This is a genomic window from Pseudomonas sp. AC252, assembly GCF_979258105.1.
The window spans coordinates 2,403,529-2,421,604 of sequence record NZ_OZ409837.1; the positions used below are offsets into that span (position 1 = coordinate 2,403,529).

Sequence of the window (18,076 nt, forward strand, 5' to 3'; positions counted from 1 at the left end):
GCGATCCGGCCGCCAACAGGAAATGACCGACATGGTCGCCACGGCCGTTCACGAAATGGGCCTGACCGTGCAGGAAATCGCGCAGAACGCCGGCAATGCCGCGCTCGCCTCGCAAACAGCCCGTGATGAAGCGTTGCAGGCGCGGGAGGTGGTCGGCGGCTCGATCCGTCATATCGAAAGCATGTCCGATGACATCGGCGTGGCGGCGGGGGCGGTGGCTGAGCTGGCGCAGCAAGTGGCATCGATCGATTCGGTGCTGGCGGTGATTCGTGGCGTTTCCGAACAGACCAATCTGCTCGCACTCAACGCCGCCATCGAAGCCGCCCGCGCTGGCGACATGGGCCGTGGCTTCGCAGTGGTCGCTGATGAAGTGCGCACCTTGGCACGCAGGACTCAGGCCTCGACCGACGAAATTCAACTGATGATCGGCAGCCTCAAGCAAGGTGCGGAGAACGCCGTGTCTTCGATGCGCACCGGCCAGGCGGCAACTGGCACCGGGGTTGAATCAAGCCAGCGGACCGGTGCATCGCTGACGGCGATCACCGGCCAGGTCGAGCGCATCAGCGATATGAACCATCAGGTGGCCACAGCGACCGAAGAGCAGTCGGCGGTGACTGAAGAGATCAACCGCAATGTGCAGGGGATTTCCGATCTGGCGCGGGCGACGGCGGGGGAGGTTCGTGCGTGTCGTGAGGATTGTCAGATGTTGCAGCGGCTGGCGGATGATCTGGCGCGGCAGATGGGTGGGTTCAAGTTGAGTTGATGCTCCGTCAGCTCGTGCCTCTTCGCGGGCAAGCCCGCTCCCACAGGGTTCTGGGGTGTTCACGCATCATGAACACGCCACAATACCTGTGGGAGCGGGCTCGCCCGCGAAGACAGCATCAGCCACTACGCATAATCCGGATCAGAACCACTCCTCCCGCATCCCCAGACACGTATCGTCCCGCGCCTCCAGCAAGTCCAGCTCATGCTGGCAACCCGGCACTTCCCACGTGAGGAAATACCGCGCCGCCTGCAACTTGCCCTTATAGAAGTCGACATCCGTCGAATTGCCTTTGGCCAGGCCTTCCTCGGCGTGGATCGCCTGCTCCAGCCAGCGCCAGCCGATCACTGCGTGGCCGAACACTTTCAGGTACAGCGCCGAGTTCGCCAGGCTGCTGTTGACCTTGCCTTGGGCCAGATCCGTGAGCAGGCCGATGGTCACGGTTTGCAGGCGGGCCACGAGTTTTTCCAGCGGTTCGCGCAGCGCAGTCAGCGAGTCGTACTCAGTGGCGCGTTCGCCAGTGTTGGCGATCAATCTGATCAATTGCTTCAGACCGGCGCCGCCGTTTTGTGACAGTTTGCGCCCGAGCAAATCCAGCGACTGAATGCCGTGGGTGCCTTCGTGGATTGGATTCAGGCGGTTGTCGCGGTAGTACTGCTCTACCGGGTATTCGCGAGTGTAGCCGTGGCCGCCAAGAATCTGGATCGCCAGTTCATTGGCCTTCAGGCAGAACTCCGAAGGCCAGGATTTGACGATCGGCGTCAGCAGGTCCAGCAGCTCATGTGCCTGTTTACGCTCGGCTTCGGTTTCCAGCGTGGTGGTGTCATCGAACAGCCGCGCGGCATACAGGCCGAGGTCAAATGCGCCTTCGACGTAGGATTTCTGCGTCAGCAGCATGCGTCTGACGTCCGCGTGCTGAATGATCGCCACCGGCGCGGTGGTCGGATCCTTGCTGTCCGGCACCCGACCCTGCGGCCGCTCGCGCGCATATTCCAGTGAATACAGGTAACCGGCATAACCGAGCATGACCGCGCCCATGCCGACGCCGATCCGCGCTTCGTTCATCATCTGGAACATGTAGCTCAAGCCATGGTGTGGCTTGCCTACCAGATAGCCGACGCACTCGCCGTTATCGCCGAAGTTCAGCGCCGTCGATGTGGTGCCGCGCCAGCCCATCTTGTGGAACAAGCCGGCGAGCAGCACATCGTTGCGCTGGCCGAGGCTGCCGTCGTCGTTGACCAGAAACTTCGGCACGATAAACAGCGAAATACCTTTGACCCCCGGTGGGGCGTCCGGCAGCTTGGCAAGCACCATGTGCACGATGTTTTCCGACAGCGGGTGATCGCCACCGGAAATGAAAATCTTGTTGCCCTTGAGGCGATAGGTGCCGTCGGATGCAGGTTCGGCGCGGGTACGAATGTCCGACAGTGACGAACCGGCATGGGGCTCGGTCAGGGCCATGGTGCCGAAGAAGCGTCCGTCGATCATCGGTTGCAGGAAGCGCTGTTTCTGCTCTTCGCTGCCGAAGCTCTCGATCAGATTGGCCGCGCCCATGGTCAGGAACGGGTACGAGGTCGACGCTGCGTTGGCGGACTGAAAGTGCGCGAAGCAAGCTTGCGACAGCAGGGTCGGCAATTGCATGCCGCCGGCCTCGAAACTGCGCGCGGCGTTGAGGAATCCCGCCTCGAGAAAGGCATCCACCGCCGGTTTCACTTCGGGAATCAGAATGGCCTGGCCATCTTCATAGCGCGGCTCGTTTTCATCGCCTTTGCGGTTGTGCGGGGCGAAATACTTTTCGGCGATGTTGCGCGCGGTGCCGATGGCGGCGTCGAAGGTCTCGCGATTGTGCTCGGCAAAGCGCTCGCGCCGGGTCAGGCCCTCGGCATCGAGGACTTCGTACAGCTCGAAAGCCAGATTGCGGGAACTGAGCAGCGTCTCGGACATGGCGGCCTACCTTAAAGAAAGTATGCCGCAGTCTAGGTAGGCCCATAAAAATGGGGAAGGAAGATAGATAAGGGTGATGGGGCGGCACAAGCCACAAGCTTCAAGCTGCAAGTAAGAGCAGTTGGCTTCTACTTGCAGCTTGCAGCTTGCAGCTTGTAGCTGCTTTTATCCGATCGTCATCAGGCTGGCATTACCCCCCGCCGCAGCGGTGTTGACGCTCAATGCCCGTTCGATCACCAGACGCTCCAGGGCAATGTTGGTCTCGCCCTGAGACAGGCCCTGAACGCCAACGATCGCGCCGCCACGCTGGGCGATCTGCTGGCAGACGCCGCGCAACTGGTCGGAGTGGCCGTGATGCAGCACGGCATCGAACACCACTTCGTCCTTGTTCCAGTCGGCAACGCGCTTGATCCGCGCCTGCACTTCCTTCGGCAGACGGGCGAACAACGCCTTGGTCAGCTCGGTTTCCGGCCACACCGCCGAACCGCCCACCGCCAGCACCGCCGCCAGTTGCGTCAGCAGATCACCCTCAACTTCCGCTAGGCACAGTACGTGTTCGCGCGGCAGGATCGCGTAGCTGTTTTTCTCGCCGGTCGGGCCAGCCAGCACGCGGGTGATGCCGCTCTGCGATTGCGCCGCGTATTGCACGCACAGAGCGCTCAGGTCGGCAAACTGGTTGTTGTCGGCCCAGGCTTTCAGCGCGTTCAACGATTGGCTCATGGCATCGCGCAAGCGCACGTCCGGGGCGACGATGGCGTCACCGCGAGCGAAGGATTGTTCGATGGCGTCGGTCGGACGCGTCGACAGCAGGCGATACAGATACAGCGGGCCACCGGCTTTCGGGCCAGTACCCGACAGGCCTTCGCCGCCGAACGGCTGCACGCCGACCACGGCACCAACGATGTTGCGGTTGACGTAGACGTTACCGGCGTTGACGTTGTCGATCACCTTGGCGATGGTCTCGTCGATGCGCGTGTGCACGCCCAGCGTCAGGCCGTAACCGGAGGCGTTGATCTGGCCGATCAGGTTATCCAGCTCTTTGCGCTTGTAGCGCACCACGTGCAGTACCGGGCCGAAGATTTCGCGTTGCAGTTCGTCGAAGCTTTCCAGCTCGATCAGGGTCGGCATGACGAAGGTGCCGCGCTTGATCTCTTCGCTGTCGGCAATCGCCACCTGGTAAACGTTGCGACCTTTATCGCGCATGCCCTGGATGTGCTTGTCGATGCCGGCCTTGGCTTCGGCGTCGATCACCGGGCCGATGTCCACGGACAGACGCTCGGGGTTGCCGAGACGGCTTTCGGCCATCGCACCCTTGAGCATTTCGATGACGCGATCGGCGGAATCTTCCTGCAGGCACAGCACGCGCAGTGCCGAGCAACGCTGACCGGCGCTGTCGAAGGCCGACGACACTACGTCGATCACCACTTGTTCAGTCAAAGCCGAGGAATCGACGATCATCGCGTTCTGGCCACCGGTTTCGGCGATCAGCGGAATCGGACGGCCCTGGCTGTCGAGACGGCCAGCGATGTTGCGTTGCAGCAAGCGCGCGACTTCGGTGGAACCGGTGAACATCACGCCTTTGACGCGTTCGTCACCGACCAGGCCGGCGCCGACGGTTTCACCGCGACCCGGCAGCAGTTGCAGCACGCCTTCCGGGATGCCTGCCTCGAGCATCAGACGCACGGCCTGCGCGGCAACCAGCGGCGTCTGCTCGGCCGGTTTGGCCAGTACCGGGTTACCGGCGGCCAATGCCGCAGCCACCTGACCGCTGAAGATCGCCAGCGGGAAGTTCCACGGACTGATGCAAACCACCGGACCCAGTGGGCGGTGGGCGTCATTGCTGAAATCGTTGCGCGCCTGCACTGCGTAATAACGCAGGAAGTCGACGGCCTCGCGGACTTCGGAGATGGCGTTGGCGTAGGTCTTGCCGGCTTCGCGAGCCAACAGGCCCATCAGCGGCTGGATCTCGCCTTCCATCAAGTCAGCGGCACGTTCCAGAATCGCCGCGCGCTCGGCCGGCGGCGTGGCCTGCCAGATCGGCGCGGCGTTCAGCGCGCATTGAATGGCGTTGTCGACGTCTTCGACGGTAGCTTCTTGAACGTGACCGACCACATCGCGGTGATCGGACGGGTTCAGCACGGCCGCCGGCGTTTCGTTGCTGGAAGCGCAACCAAGCATCGGCGCGGCTTTCCAGTCGTTGTGTGCAGTGGCGAGCAAAGCGCAGGACAGCGAAGCCAGACGATGTTCGTTGGCCATGTCGATGCCGCTGGAGTTGGCGCGCTCGGCACCGTACAGATCACGCGGCAGTGGAATGCGCGGGTGCGGCAGGCCGAAACCGCCTTCCACGGTGGCCATCTGCTCGATCTGCGCAACCGGATCGGCCACCAGTTCCTGAATCGAAATCGACTGGTCGGCGATGCGGTTGACGAACGAGGTGTTGGCGCCGTTTTCCAGCAAGCGACGTACGAGGTAAGCCAGCAGGGTTTCGTGGGTGCCGACCGGAGCGTACACACGGCACGGACGGTTCAGCTTGCCTTCGGCAACCTTGCCGACAACCTGCTCGTAGAGCGGTTCGCCCATGCCGTGCAGGCACTGGAATTCGTACTGGCCCGGGTAATAGTTCTGACCGGCGATGTGGTAAATGGCCGACAGGGTGTGGGCGTTGTGCGTAGCGAACTGGGGGTAGATGACTTCCGGCACCGACAGCAGTTTGCGCGCGCAAGCGATGTAGGAAACATCGGTGTACACCTTGCGGGTGTAGACCGGATAGCCTTCCAGACCCTCGACCTGGGCGCGTTTGATTTCGCTGTCCCAGTACGCGCCTTTCACCAAGCGGATCATCAGGCGATGGCGGCTGCGGCGGGCCAGATCGATCACGTAGTCGATCACGTACGGGCAACGCTTCTGGTAAGCCTGGATGACGAAACCGATGCCGTTCCAGCCAGTCAGCTGCGGCTCGAAGCACAGACGCTCGAGCAGATCCAGCGACAGCTCAAGGCGGTCGGCTTCTTCGGCGTCGATGTTCAAACCGATGTCGTATTGCTTGGCCAGCAGGGTCAGCGACAGCAGGCGCGGGTACAGCTCGTCCATCACCCGCTCGTACTGCGCGCGGCTGTAACGAGGGTGCAGGGCCGAGAGCTTGATGGAAATGCCCGGGCCTTCATAAATCCCACGGCCGTGGGAGGCTTTGCCGATCGAGTGGATCGCTTGTTCGTACGAGGCCAGGTATTTCTGCGCGTCGACTTCGGTGAGTGCCGCTTCACCGAGCATGTCGTAGGAATAACGGAAGCCCTTGGCTTCGAACTTGCTCGCATTGGCCAGCGCTTCGGCGATGGTTTCGCCGGTCACGAACTGTTCGCCCATCAGGCGCATGGCCATGTCGACGCCCTTGCGGATCATCGGCTCGCCGCTCTTGCCGATGATGCGGCTCAGCGACGAGGTCAGGCCGGCTTCGTTGTGGGTGGAGACGAGTTTGCCAGTCAGCAGCAGGCCCCAGGTCGCAGCGTTGACGAACAGCGACGGGCTGTTGCCCAAGTGCGGATGCCAGTTGCCGGTGCTGATCTTGTCGCGGATCAGCGCGTCGCGGGTGCCTTTGTCCGGAATGCGCAACAGCGCTTCGGCCAGGCACATCAGCGCCACGCCTTCCTGAGACGACAGGGAGAATTCCTGCAGCAGGCCCTGAACAATACCGGCACGACCGCCGGCACTTTTCTGGTTGCGCAGTTTTTCGGCGATGGTCGCCGCGAGCTTGTTGGTGGCTTCGGCCATCGGGGCCGGCAGGCGCGCCTGCTCGATCAGCATCGGCACCACTTCCGGCTCAGGGCGGCGGTAGGCGGCGGTGATCGAAGCGCGCAGAACCGATTGCGGCAGGATGCTTTCAGCGAATTCGAGGAAGCATTGGTGAGCGTGATCGGTCTGCACTTCGCCTACGTCATCGGCGTCTTTGGCGGTCAAACCGTTCAACTCGGTCAGGGTTGCACCACCCTCGAGTTTTTCCAGGTAATTGAAAATTGCCTGCTTGATCAGCCAGTGCGGCGTGCGATCAATCGAGGTTGCGGCAGCCTTCAGGCGCTCGCGGGTCGGGTCATCGAGTTTGACCCCAAGGGTGGTGGTAGCCATATTTTTATCCTCATGGTTGCCACAGTTGCGTGGCATCAGCTGGCCGCAAGATTAGCCGTGCGCTGAATGAGGTGCAACCGGGTGCAACCCTTTTTTTGCCGGAATAATACGCAGCTCGTCAGGAAATAATTTCTGGTACGAATGCGCTGCTCCTGCTTGGTGCTTTTGCTTCTAGCAAAGAGCCATGACTGCGACAAAAGGGAGCAAAAACGGGGTGATCGTCGATTAATCCGACTGGGTGCAACTAATTCTCGCGAAACTGGTTGCACCTTATTTGCTTTGTTGCATAGCATTCGCCGCCAAGGTGCAACCGGGAATAACCCGGTGTACCGGCTGATGGCTTTCCTGGGGAAACATCAGTCTTAAATGCGCGGGATCCCGGATCGTCTGCCAAACGTCGTCGTTTGCGAGCGGTTCACCACCGCCGCTACATAAAAACAAAGCCAGGGCGTAACTCAATGAGCGTAAGCAATCCAACCCTGATCACGTTCGTGATCTACATCGCAGCAATGGTGCTGATCGGCTTGATGGCCTATCGCTCCACCAACAACCTTTCCGACTATATTCTCGGCGGTCGCAGCCTCGGCAGCGTTGTCACCGCGCTGTCTGCCGGTGCCTCCGACATGAGCGGCTGGTTGCTGATGGGCCTGCCGGGCGCCATCTACATGTCCGGCCTGTCCGAAAGCTGGATCGCCATCGGCCTGATCGTCGGTGCCTACCTGAACTGGCTGTTTGTCGCCGGCCGTCTGCGTGTGCAGACCGAGCACAACGGCGATGCCCTGACTCTGCCGGATTATTTTTCCAGCCGTTTCGAAGATAAAAGCGGCTTGCTGCGGATTATCTCGGCAATCGTGATTCTGGTGTTCTTTACCATCTACTGCGCTTCCGGCATCGTCGCCGGTGCCCGCCTGTTCGAAAGCACCTTCGGCATGACCTACGAAACGGCGCTGTGGGCCGGTGCGGCGGCAACGATTGCCTACACCTTCATCGGCGGTTTCCTCGCGGTGAGCTGGACCGACACCGTGCAAGCGACCCTGATGATCTTCGCGCTGATTCTCACGCCGATCATCGTCCTGCTGGCAACCGGCGGCGTCGACACCACGTTCCTCGCTATCGAAGCGCAAGATCCGAGCAACTTCGACATGCTCAAAGGCACCACCTTCATCGGCATCATCTCGCTGATGGGTTGGGGTCTGGGCTACTTCGGTCAGCCGCACATCCTCGCGCGTTTCATGGCGGCGGATTCGGTGAAGTCGATTGCCAAGGCGCGTCGCATTTCCATGACCTGGATGATCCTGTGCCTGGGCGGCACCGTGGCGGTGGGCTTCTTTGGTATCGCTTACTTCTCGGCGCACCCGGAAGTGGCCGGTCCTGTGACCGAGAACCCGGAGCGCGTGTTCATCGAACTGGCGAAAATTCTCTTCAACCCATGGGTTGCCGGTGTGTTGCTGTCGGCCATTCTGGCTGCGGTAATGAGCACCCTGAGCTGCCAGTTGCTGGTGTGCTCGAGCGCCCTGACCGAAGACTTCTATAAAGCTTTCCTGCGCAAGTCCGCTTCGCAACTGGAGCTGGTCTGGGTCGGTCGTGCCATGGTGCTGCTGGTAGCCCTGATCGCTATCGCGCTGGCTGCCAACCCGGAAAACCGCGTACTGGGCCTGGTGTCCTACGCCTGGGCCGGTTTCGGTGCTGCGTTCGGTCCTGTCGTGCTGATCTCGGTAGTCTGGAAAGACATGACCCGCAACGGCGCACTGGCCGGTATTCTAGTCGGCGCAATCACCGTGGTGGCCTGGAAGCACTGGGAAGTAATGGGGCTGTACGAAATCATCCCTGGCTTCATCTTCGCCAGCCTGGCCATCTACATCGTCAGCAAGCTCGGCGCGCCGACTGCTGGCATGGTGCAGCGCTTCGAAGCGGCGGAAAAAGATTTCCACCTGAACAAGTGATGAACTGAGCTTCGGCTCACATAAAAACGGCCCGTTTCCTACAGGAGGCGGGCCGTTTTTTATTGCCTGTGATTCTTCAATAACACTGGAGAACCCTGTGGGAGCTGGCTTGCCAGCGATGACGGTGTGTCAGTCAGCGATAAGTTGAATGTGCCAACCTCATCGCTGGCAAGCCAGCTCCCACAGGGACACTGACCGGCTTGAAGGAATGTCTGCAGGCAAAGTGCTAATTTCTAAAGGTCCTTTCAGCAAACCACGTAGGGCAAATCTGAATTTCCCGTCACCTGCTCAGCACCCCTTGCCCCTCATGCAGAATCGCCCGCCCTCACACTGCAGAGAGACATCGGATGTTCGCGCCTGCCAATCAACCGCGTTTCACGTTGACCCTCGAAGGCGCCCAGCATGACCTCAAAGTTCTTGAGTTCACGGGCAGGGAAGCCATCAGCCAGCCATTTCGCTTCGAACTGGAACTGGTCAGCGAGCGGCCGGACCTGGATCTGGAAAGCCTGCTGCATGGTCAGGCGTTTCTGAGTTTCGAGGCTCAGGGTTGCGGTATTCATGGTCAGATTTATCAGGTCGGACAGGGAGACTCCGGGAAACGCCTGACACGCTATCACCTCAGCCTCGTCCCGCGTCTGACGTATCTCGGGCATCGCATCAACCAGCGGATTTTCCAGCATCAGAGCGTGCCGCAAATCGTCACTCAGGTTCTCAAGGACCATTCGATCCTGCGCGATGCCTTTGAATTTCGCCTGGGCAGCGAATACCCGCAGCGCGAGTACTGTGTGCAATACGCCGAAAGCGATCTGGCCTTTATCCAGCGTCTGTGTGCCGAAGTCGGCATTCATTACCACTTTCAACACAGCCCCGAAGGCCATCTGCTGGTGTTCGGCGACGACCAGACCGTGTTCCCCAGGCTGCCCGAGCCGACGCTTTATCTGCCGGGCAGCGGCATGTCCGCTGGCGCGCCGGCGATTCAACGTTTCAATGTGCGCGTGGAAACCCGCACCAGCGTCGTCACCCGGCGCGACTACAACTTCGAAAAACCACGCCTGTCTCTGGAAAGTCGCAGTGACGGCGAGCAGCGTCCGGTGCTGGAGGACTATCACTTCCCCGGCCAATTCAGTGATCGCGAAACCGGCAAACAGCTGACTCGGCGAACGCTGGAACGGCACGTTGCCGATTACCGTCAGGCCGAGGGCAGCAGCGACGAGTCTTCACTGGTCTGCGGGCATTTCCTGCAACTCACCGAGCATCCACGCAGCGACTGGAATGATCTGTGGTTGCTCACCACCGTCGAACATCGCGGGCGCCAGCCGCAAGTGCTGGAAGAGTCGGTGACCAGCGATGGCGAATCCTTCCAGGGCTACCGCAATACTTTCGTGGCCACGCCGTGGGACGTGATCTTCCGTCCGGCGCTGGCGCCGGAAAAGCCGCGCATGTCCGGTTACCAGCCCGCCGTGGTCACCGGACCGAAAGACCTGGAGGTCCATTGCGATGAATTTGGCCGGGTCAAAGTGCAACTGGCCTGGGACCGCGATGGCGAATTGAACGAGCACTCCAGTTGCTGGCTGCGCGTCGCGACCGGTTGGGCTCACGATCACTACGGCAGCGTATTGATTCCGCGAGTCGGCATGGAAGTGCTGGTCGGCTTCATTGATGGCGATGCCGACAAGCCGCTGGTCATGGGATGCCTGCCAAATGCGGCGACTCCGGTGCCGCTGGACCTGCCGGCGGACAAGACCCGCAGCATCTTCCGCAGCCAGAGCAGCCCTGGCGGTGGCGGTTATAACGAACTGCGCATCGAGGATAAAAAGGGTGCCGAGGAAATCTACCTGCGTGCCCAGCGCAACTGGACCCAGCATGTGCTCAACGACCAGCAGTTGCAGGTCGACAACCAGCGCAGTGTGGTGGTCACCGGCACCGCCCGCCATGAACTGAAGGCCGACGAACAGCGCATCACCCACGGCCAGCGTCAGACCGAAGTGAGGCAGGATGATCATTTGTCCGTGCTCGGCGATCGACAGGTTCGGGTGAACAGTCAAGCCACCAGCGCCTCGGCGCAAATCCATATCAGCGCAGGCCAGCAAGTGGTCATCGATGGCGGCGCGAGCGCGACGATTCAGGCCGGCGGACAGTGGATCAACATCGGCCCCGGCGGAATTTTCAGCAGCGTGCCGATTGTTGTAGGCGGCGCGCCGATGGCGGCGATGAGCGCGGCGCCGGTGGTGCCGGGTTTGGCGGAGAAACTGGCCGCTGCGCCGGCGGCGATTCTCACGGCCGCACAGATCATGAGTTTCAAAGGTGATGCGCCGTTCTGCGAAGTGTGCGAGCGTTGTAAGGATGGTGTTTGTGCAGCCTGAAGAGTTAACCCCCGAAGATTGGCTGGCGCGTCAGCCGCTGCTGGCGTCAGAACAACTGTTTTCAGTTTTCAGCCGCGCCAGCGACGCCGATGCGTTCAAAGCCTGGCAGGGCACAGCGAGTCCAGTGTGGGCCGAGACCATTTATGCCGAGTGGGATGCGGTGATGCCCTATGTGGGAATTGTCGCTGCGGACAGTGAGTTTTTACGTTGGGTGGCGGAAACAGAATCTCGGGATTGGGGATGGTTGGCGGTGTCTTCGGCAGATCTGGAAGTGCTGGTCGAACATTTCCGTAGCCTGACTCAAGTGCTGATGCCGGACGGTAAAGCGGTGTTTTTCCGCTTCTGGGACGGTCGTTTTCTGCTGCCTCTTTTGCAGTCTGGCGAGGTCAATCCCGCGCAATTGCTGCCGGTCGTTTCGCGAGCCTTGATCAATGGCCAAGCCATTGACGTCGGGGGGCGTGCGCTGGTTTCGGGGCGGGTCTTCCCGTGGTGGAGCGTGCCGCAATCGCTGTTGGCGCAGACTGATGCGAGCGTACGCATCGCCAATGTTCTGCAGTGGCTGAGCGAGGAGCAGCCGGCCGTGTTCGAGGCGTTTCCCGAGACGGTCCTGCGCTGCAAGGTCGGGCAGTTTTTCAAATTATCGATGTCGGAAGATTCGTCACGATCGGCGCTTCTGGAGTTTTTACTGGCAGAGGCAGAATGAAATTTCGGGGCAAACGCTTCGGACGTTTCCTTCGAATTGCGGCGGTTTTCATGAACTGGTGCGTGGTGGGTTGCAGGGATAGTCTTTTCGTTGTCACTGCGAGAGCGGTGGCAGGGTGAAGGATCCCCGCATTCATGACGTTACAGTTCGTTGGCTTTTTGCGGCACTTGGTTCAAGTCCGTAAGATCGTTCGCGGCGGCTGTGCGTGGGGCACGCTTCGGCGTGGCCGAGGTCCATGATTGCTCGGTTCCTACTCCTGCGCACAGCTGCCACCCTAACCCGTAGGAAGGTGTGATGGCGGCTCACGTTTATCAATCATGGGACCCGGAAAATGACCAATATGCATACTGATCCACCCTACGAAAAAATCACGCCTCACCCCGACAACCGCTTCATGGCCCTCACCGGCAATTGCAGCGACATGCCCAGCCTGTTCATCGACACCCACGTGCCCCTCGACATCCTCATGGACGCCGCCAACCATCGCATCCGCGCCGTGGTCCAGGTTCTGGAAAACATGTGCATGCGCGGCTCGATCGAATGCGACTCTGTGATCCTCAGCGACTTCGCCCTGCTGTGCGCCATCCCATTGCGTGACGGCTGTGACGTGCTCGATGTCATCGGCAAGCGCCTGCGCAGCTTGCCCGCCTGAAGATCAGAAGATCGCAGCCTTCGGCAGAGTGAGCGCCCATCCCGTGTAGGAGCCGCCGAAGGCTGCGATCTTTTGATGTTGATTGAAATCAGGGGGTCAGTCAGAGATGTAGGCATCTTGAGTTTTGATAAAGCGGCTGAACGCTTCGGAGTTGTAGATCTTCAGGCACGCAAGGAACACCACTTTTTCATTTGAGTGTTTGCTGCGTGAAGGTGTCTGCTGGTAAGCCGCCGATATGTAGCTCAGTGTTTCTTTATAGGGATCGTGCAGCACTTGCAGCGTGTCTTCATTTTGCAGGATGGAATGTAGGCCGTTGCCCATGAATGAATAGGCATTGGCGGACAGCGCAATGTCTTTTTCCAGCGCTGAGCGTTCGTTGTATGGCTTCAGAATGCAGTGGCTCAGCCCGTAGTTCTTTAGTGTCTGGCGTGCCTGTTCAATGTGAGTTTCGTCGGCAAGGGCGAGGTATGGACTTAGAAGGCTGAGTGAACAGATGATGAGATATCGCATGAGTTTTTGACTTCCTGTCGTTCATGGTCAGCCAGTTTAACGGCATAAAAGCAAAGCCCCCCACGCTAGCCCTCTCCCAGAGGGAGAGGGGACTGACCGAGTTGTCTGGGTGATGTACGCCGACCTGCGACTTCAGTGGTGAACTTCGCTTGGCCAAGCCTGGATGGTGGAGTTCTTTCTGGGAACTGGTCGTGTGACGACTTGCGACTTGGGCGCTTATCTACGCTTGGCCAAGCCTGATATCACGTCGATCATTCAGGTCGATGTAACTCGCAAGATCGCCACCGTAAGTCCCCTCTCCCTCCGGGAGAGGGTTAGGGTGAGGGAAAGGCTTTTGTCCACTCGGCTGTGAACCCCTGACTTGCCGCCCGGTAAAAGGTAAACTTTGCGGCCCTCGCAGGAGCAGCCATGAATTATCGTCACGCCTTCCATGCCGGCAATCACGCCGATGTGTTCAAACACCTGACCTTGACCCGCCTCATCGCCCTGATGTCGCGCAAGGAGCAGCCGTTTGCCTATCTCGACAGCCACGCGGGCATTGGTCTGTATGACTTGCAGGGCGATCAGGCCAATCGCACCGGCGAGTACCTGGAAGGCATTGCGCGGTTGTGGGATCAGCCGGACCTGCCGGCGCTGACTGCCGACTATATGAAGGTGCTGCACGAGATGAACCCGGATGGCCAGTTGCGCTATTACCCGGGTTCGCCGGAGCTGGCGCGGCGCCTGACGCGGCCGCAGGATCGGGTGATGCTCAACGAGAAGCACCCCGAAGATGGCGTGTTGCTCAAGGACAACATGGCCGGCGATCGTCGGGTAAAAGTGCATCTGGGCGAGGGCTGGCACGTGGCACGGGCGATGTTGCCGGTGCAGGAAAAGCGGGCGGTGATGCTGATCGATCCGCCGTTCGAGCAACTGGACGAGATGCAGCGTTGTGCGGCGTCGATGAAAGAAGCCATCGGCCGCATGCGCCAGACCGTGGCTGCGATCTGGTATCCGGTGAAGGATCAGCGTGCACTGCGGCGTTTTTATCAGGACCTGGCAGGCACGGGTGCACCGAAGTTGCTGCGTGTGGAGCTGCTGGTGCATCCGCTGGACACACCGAACAGCCTGAACGGTTCCGGGCTGGCGATCGCCAATCCGCCGTGGGGGCTGGAGGAAGAGTTGCGTGAGTTGCTGCCGTGGTTGTCGAGGAAACTGGGGCAGACCCAGGGTGGCTGGCAGATGGATTGGTTAATAGCGGAATGAAGCTACAAGCTACAAGCTACAAGCTACAAGCTACAAGCTGAAGCGAAAACAGCGCTTGCAGCTTGAAGCTTGCCGCTAGCAGCTTTTAGCTCGGCATGCACACGCCGGTGCCGCCAATCCCGCAGTAACCTTCAGGGTTCTTCGCCAGATACTGCTGGTGATAAGCCTCGGCAAAGTACACGGTCGGGGCCTGGTCGATCTCGGTGCTGATTTCACCCAGACCGGCCTTGGCCAGTTCCGCCTGATATACGTCTTTGCTTTTCAGCGCCGCATCCAGTTGCTCCGGGGTGGTCGCGTAGATCACCGAGCGGTACTGGGTGCCGATGTCGTTGCCCTGACGCATGCCCTGAGTCGGGTTGTGCAGTTCCCAGAACATCGCCAGCAGTTCTTCGTAACTGACTTGGGCCTTGTCATACACCACCAATACCACTTCGGCGTGGCCGGTCAGGCCCGAGCAGACTTCTTCGTACGTCGGGTTCGGCGTGAAGCCGCCGGCGTAACCGACGACTGTGCTGACCACGCCTTCGCGCTGCCAGAAACGTCGTTCCGCGCCCCAGAAGCAACCCAGCCCGAAGATTGCAAAGTCGACGTCCTGAAAGAATGGACCGAGCAGCGGGGTGTCTTCGAAGACGAAGTGTTTTTCCGGCAGAGTCATCGGGGTTTCGCGGCCGGGCAGGGCTTGTTCTTTGGTTGGAAGCACGTTTTTGTTCACCAGAATTTCCGAGCGCAGAACCATGAGCGTTCCTCTCAGTCAGGTTGGAGGTAAAAAGTCAGACCGCCAGTGTGCCGAATGATGCCGGAATTCGCACTATCAAAACTGTGGGAGCGAGCCTGCTCGCGAAAGCGGGGTGTCAGGCGACGAAGATGTCGATGGTTTTATCGCCTTCGCGAGCAGGCTCGCTCCCACAAGGGATCTTCATAGAGGCAGGCTTTAGAGGCACAGCGGCCCACGCGGGTAGCGCTTGAGGGCTTTGATCAACTCGTCACCGGGAATCGGTCGGTCGAACAGATAACCCTGGCCGACGTCGCAACGGTGCCGGCGCAGGAACGCCAGTTGCTCGGCGGTTTCGATGCCTTCGGCGACGACCTTGAGTTTCAGGTTGTGGGCCATGGCGATCACGGCGGAGGTGATTTCCATGTCGTCCTGGTTGTCCGGAATTTCATGGATGAAGCTGCGATCGATCTTGATGATGTCGATCGGGAATTTCTTCAGATAGCTCAGCGACGAGTATCCGGTGCCGAAGTCATCCATGGCCAGTGGTCAGGCCCAGGCGCTTGAGCTGGTCGAGCTGCAAGTGGGTGTCTTCGGTGGCTTCCAGCAGCAGGCCTTCGGTCAGCTCCAGTTCGAGCAGACTCGCCGGCAGCGCTTCTTCCCTGAGGATGTTGGCGATCGAGGCGACCAGATCCGGATCGGAGAACTGTTTCGGCGACAGATTGATCGCCACTTGCAGATTGCCCAGGCCGGCGGCGGTCAAGGATTTGCTCATGCGGCAGGCCTGACGGGCGATCCATTTGCCGATCGGAATGATCAGGCCGGTTTCCTCGGCGACGCTGATGAACTGGTCCGGGCGGATCATGCCGCGTTCCGGATGGTTCCAGCGCAACAGCGCTTCCATACCCAGCAGGCGCCCACTGCGCAGGCACAGTTTCGGCTGGTAGAACACGTCCAGCTCGTTCTGGGTCAGGGCGCGGCGCAGGTTGTTCTCGACGAACAGTTTGTAGCTGGCTTCGGCGTTCAGCGCTTCAGTGAACACCTGCAACTGATGTTTACCGTTGGCCTTGGCCTTGTGCAGCGCCAGACCGGCGTTGCGCATCAGTGTCTGCGGATCGCGCCCGTGCAGCGGCGCGCAGGCGAGGCCGACGGAGCCGGTGACGCTGATCAGCTGATTGTCGACGAACATCGGCTTGTCGAGGGTCATGAGCAACTGACTGGCGATCTGCTGCCCGGCTTCAAGATCGGTGTCGTCGAGCAATACGGCAAATTCGTTACTGGCAAAACGCGCCAGGCTCCCACTCGGGCTGAGGCTGTTGCGCAGGCGCCGGGCGAGGCTGATCAACAGTTTGTCGCCGGTCTGGTGACCGAGGCTGTCGTTGATCCGCTTGAAGTTGTCGATATCGACCAGCAACAGGCTGATCGGCGCATCGCTGTCGCGGGCAAAACGCTCATCGAGATTGCGGATGAATGCCGGACGATTGCCGAGGTTGGTCAGGTTGTCGGTATAGGCCAGGCGCTCGATACGCTGCTGCGCGAGTTTGGTCTGGGTGATGTCTTCGTAGATGCCGATGTAATGCGTCAGCTCACGGTTGTCGCCATAGACCTTGGAAATCGACAACTGCCCCCAGTAGGGTTCGAGGTTTTTCCGGCGGCTCTTGAATTCACCCTGCCAGCTGTTGCTCTGGGCCAGCGCCGAGGGCGCGTCGAACAGCAGTTCGCTGAGGTTTTCCAGCGCCGGCAACTCCGACAGGCGCTGACCGTGGACTTCCTCGGTGGTGTACTGGGTGATCGCGGTGAAGCTCGGGTTGACGTACTCGACAACGCCGTCGCAGTTGACCAGCAAAAAGGCGTTGGCGCTTTGCTCGACCGCGCGCTGAAACAGGTGCAGGGCGCTGGTGGCAGTGCGGCGGTTGTGGTTGTTGATCACTTGCGCGAACTGGTCGGCCAGCTCGCCGGCAAAGGCAATTTCGTCGGACTGCCAGGCGCGGGTCGCGCCGGTCTGTTCCAGACACAACACGCCGACCACTTGCCCGTCGACGCGAATGCTGGCGTCGAGCATGGCGTTAACGTCACGCGGACGCATCGCCTCGGCCATCTCGCGGGTGCGCGGGTCGTGCATGGCGTTGTGGGCATCGATGGCGCGGCTGCTGTGCAGCGCCTCCATGTAATCGGGGAAGCCGCTGATATCGATCGGCTCCGGCAGGATGTATTCCTGAGTTGCGCGATGGTAGGCGGAGATCGGCAGCAAGCGCTGGCCTTCGAGGTTCCACAGGCTGGCGCAGTCGATCTCGTAAATGTCGCAGGCGCAGCGGGTGATCAGCTCGGCGGCTTCCTGCAGCGAATTGTGGGTGCTGTAGCGCTGGCGCGCGAGCAGCAGAATCAGATCCTGCTGGGCGCGTACGCGTTCCAGATGCTGCAGTTGTTCCTGCTGGGCACGCTGGTTCAGCTCAAGGGCGATTTGCAGGCGCGAGTTCTGGGTTTCCAGGTCGACCGAAGGCAGCGCCTGGGTTTCGTCGAACACCTCGTCGACGGCCAGCAGGTAGCCGCGCAGCAAATGCCGGTTGTGCTGTTTGTAGGCTTCACCCAGCTCGAGGATGTTCAACGCGCCGGCGGCGGTGTGCAGGGTGTAGCGCACCACGTAATGCGCGCTTTTGCTCAACTGCTGCTGGATCGCGTCATGCAGTTGGTAGCGCGCTTCGGGCTCCATCAGGCTGGCGTAGGGCGAGCCGACCAGGGCGCAGAGCTCGACGGCCGGCTGGCCGAACTGGCGTTCGCAGTTGGGATCGAGGAACAGCATCGCCCAACTGGCTTCATTCAAGCGCTCGAAACGCAGCATGCCGAGCCGCGAGGGCACAGGCAACTGCGTCACTACCTCGGCCGCCATACGGCTGGCGGCATCGGGTTGGCTCTTCATGAAGGGAACTCGCTTGGAAATATGCTGAATGCGCCGGGCTCTCGCCCTCTTGTCTGTTGGCTGCGGCAAGGTTGCATCATTGCGGCACCGACTGACAAGAGAGATGAAGGCCAAGTGCTATAAGAATATGTCGGCTGCAGTGAACATTTCTCCAGTGCATGACTGAAATGAACAAAAGATCGCAGCTTCACGCCGCCCCAACAGG

At 60.4% G+C, this 18,076-nt stretch carries 10 protein-coding genes and 1 pseudogene; 6 read left to right on the top strand and 5 right to left on the bottom strand.

All coding sequences use genetic code 11. The features are described 5' to 3' along the window. Window positions 1-31: 31 nt before the first annotated feature. Window positions 32-763, top strand: coding sequence for a methyl-accepting chemotaxis protein (locus ACZZZ4_RS11130; protein ID WP_463549271.1), 732 nt, complete (start codon window positions 32-34; stop codon window positions 761-763). A gap of 141 nt (window positions 764-904) precedes the next feature. Here the strand turns inward: ACZZZ4_RS11130 and ACZZZ4_RS11135 are convergent, their stop codons facing one another. Next, window positions 905-2,707, bottom strand: a complete 1,803-nt coding sequence (locus ACZZZ4_RS11135; RefSeq protein ID WP_463547810.1) for an acyl-CoA dehydrogenase — start codon at window positions 2,705-2,707, stop codon at window positions 905-907. 165 nt (window positions 2,708-2,872) lie between these two features. Further along, entirely contained in the window at window positions 2,873-6,826 is a 3,954-nt protein-coding gene (gene putA / locus ACZZZ4_RS11140) for a trifunctional transcriptional regulator/proline dehydrogenase/L-glutamate gamma-semialdehyde dehydrogenase (RefSeq protein WP_463547811.1), read from the bottom strand. 458 nt (window positions 6,827-7,284) lie between these two features. On the opposite strand from putA, the gene putP reads away from it, so the two are divergent. The 4 genes from putP to ACZZZ4_RS11160 all read left to right on the top strand — a co-directional run bounded on the left by putP (window position 7,285) and on the right by ACZZZ4_RS11160 (window position 12,487). Next, window positions 7,285-8,769: a sodium/proline symporter PutP gene (putP, locus tag ACZZZ4_RS11145; protein WP_463547812.1), complete on the top strand. Its 1,485-nt coding sequence runs from the start codon at window positions 7,285-7,287 to the stop codon at window positions 8,767-8,769. A gap of 347 nt (window positions 8,770-9,116) precedes the next feature. After that, a complete protein-coding gene (locus ACZZZ4_RS11150) occupies window positions 9,117-11,132 on the top strand; it encodes a type VI secretion system Vgr family protein (RefSeq protein ID WP_463547813.1) in 2,016 nt (671 codons plus the stop codon). Further along, complete coding sequence (locus ACZZZ4_RS11155) at window positions 11,122-11,835, top strand: DUF4123 domain-containing protein (protein WP_463537379.1); 714 nt, start codon at window positions 11,122-11,124, stop codon at window positions 11,833-11,835. Before ACZZZ4_RS11150 ends, ACZZZ4_RS11155 begins: the two co-directional genes overlap by 11 nt. Window positions 11,836-12,166: 331 nt before the next feature. Then, window positions 12,167-12,487, top strand: a complete 321-nt coding sequence (locus ACZZZ4_RS11160; RefSeq protein WP_415763841.1) for a hypothetical protein — start codon at window positions 12,167-12,169, stop codon at window positions 12,485-12,487. A gap of 96 nt (window positions 12,488-12,583) precedes the next feature. Here ACZZZ4_RS11160 and ACZZZ4_RS11165 read toward each other — a convergent pair whose 3' ends face one another. Next, complete coding sequence (locus ACZZZ4_RS11165; RefSeq protein WP_463547814.1) at window positions 12,584-12,997, bottom strand: hypothetical protein; 414 nt, start codon at window positions 12,995-12,997, stop codon at window positions 12,584-12,586. Window positions 12,998-13,405: 408 nt separating this feature from the next. Between ACZZZ4_RS11165 and ACZZZ4_RS11170 the strand changes: the two genes are divergently transcribed. Continuing rightward, complete coding sequence (locus ACZZZ4_RS11170) at window positions 13,406-14,242, top strand: 23S rRNA (adenine(2030)-N(6))-methyltransferase RlmJ (protein ID WP_415763839.1); 837 nt, start codon at window positions 13,406-13,408, stop codon at window positions 14,240-14,242. Between the two features lie 85 nt (window positions 14,243-14,327). Here ACZZZ4_RS11170 and msrA read toward each other — a convergent pair whose 3' ends face one another. After that, window positions 14,328-14,978: a peptide-methionine (S)-S-oxide reductase MsrA gene (gene msrA / locus ACZZZ4_RS11175; protein ID WP_129998224.1), complete on the bottom strand. Its 651-nt coding sequence runs from the start codon at window positions 14,976-14,978 to the stop codon at window positions 14,328-14,330. A gap of 195 nt (window positions 14,979-15,173) precedes the next feature. Beyond that, window positions 15,174-17,871, bottom strand: a pseudogene (locus ACZZZ4_RS11180) (putative bifunctional diguanylate cyclase/phosphodiesterase). Window positions 17,872-18,076: the final 205 nt, after the last annotated feature.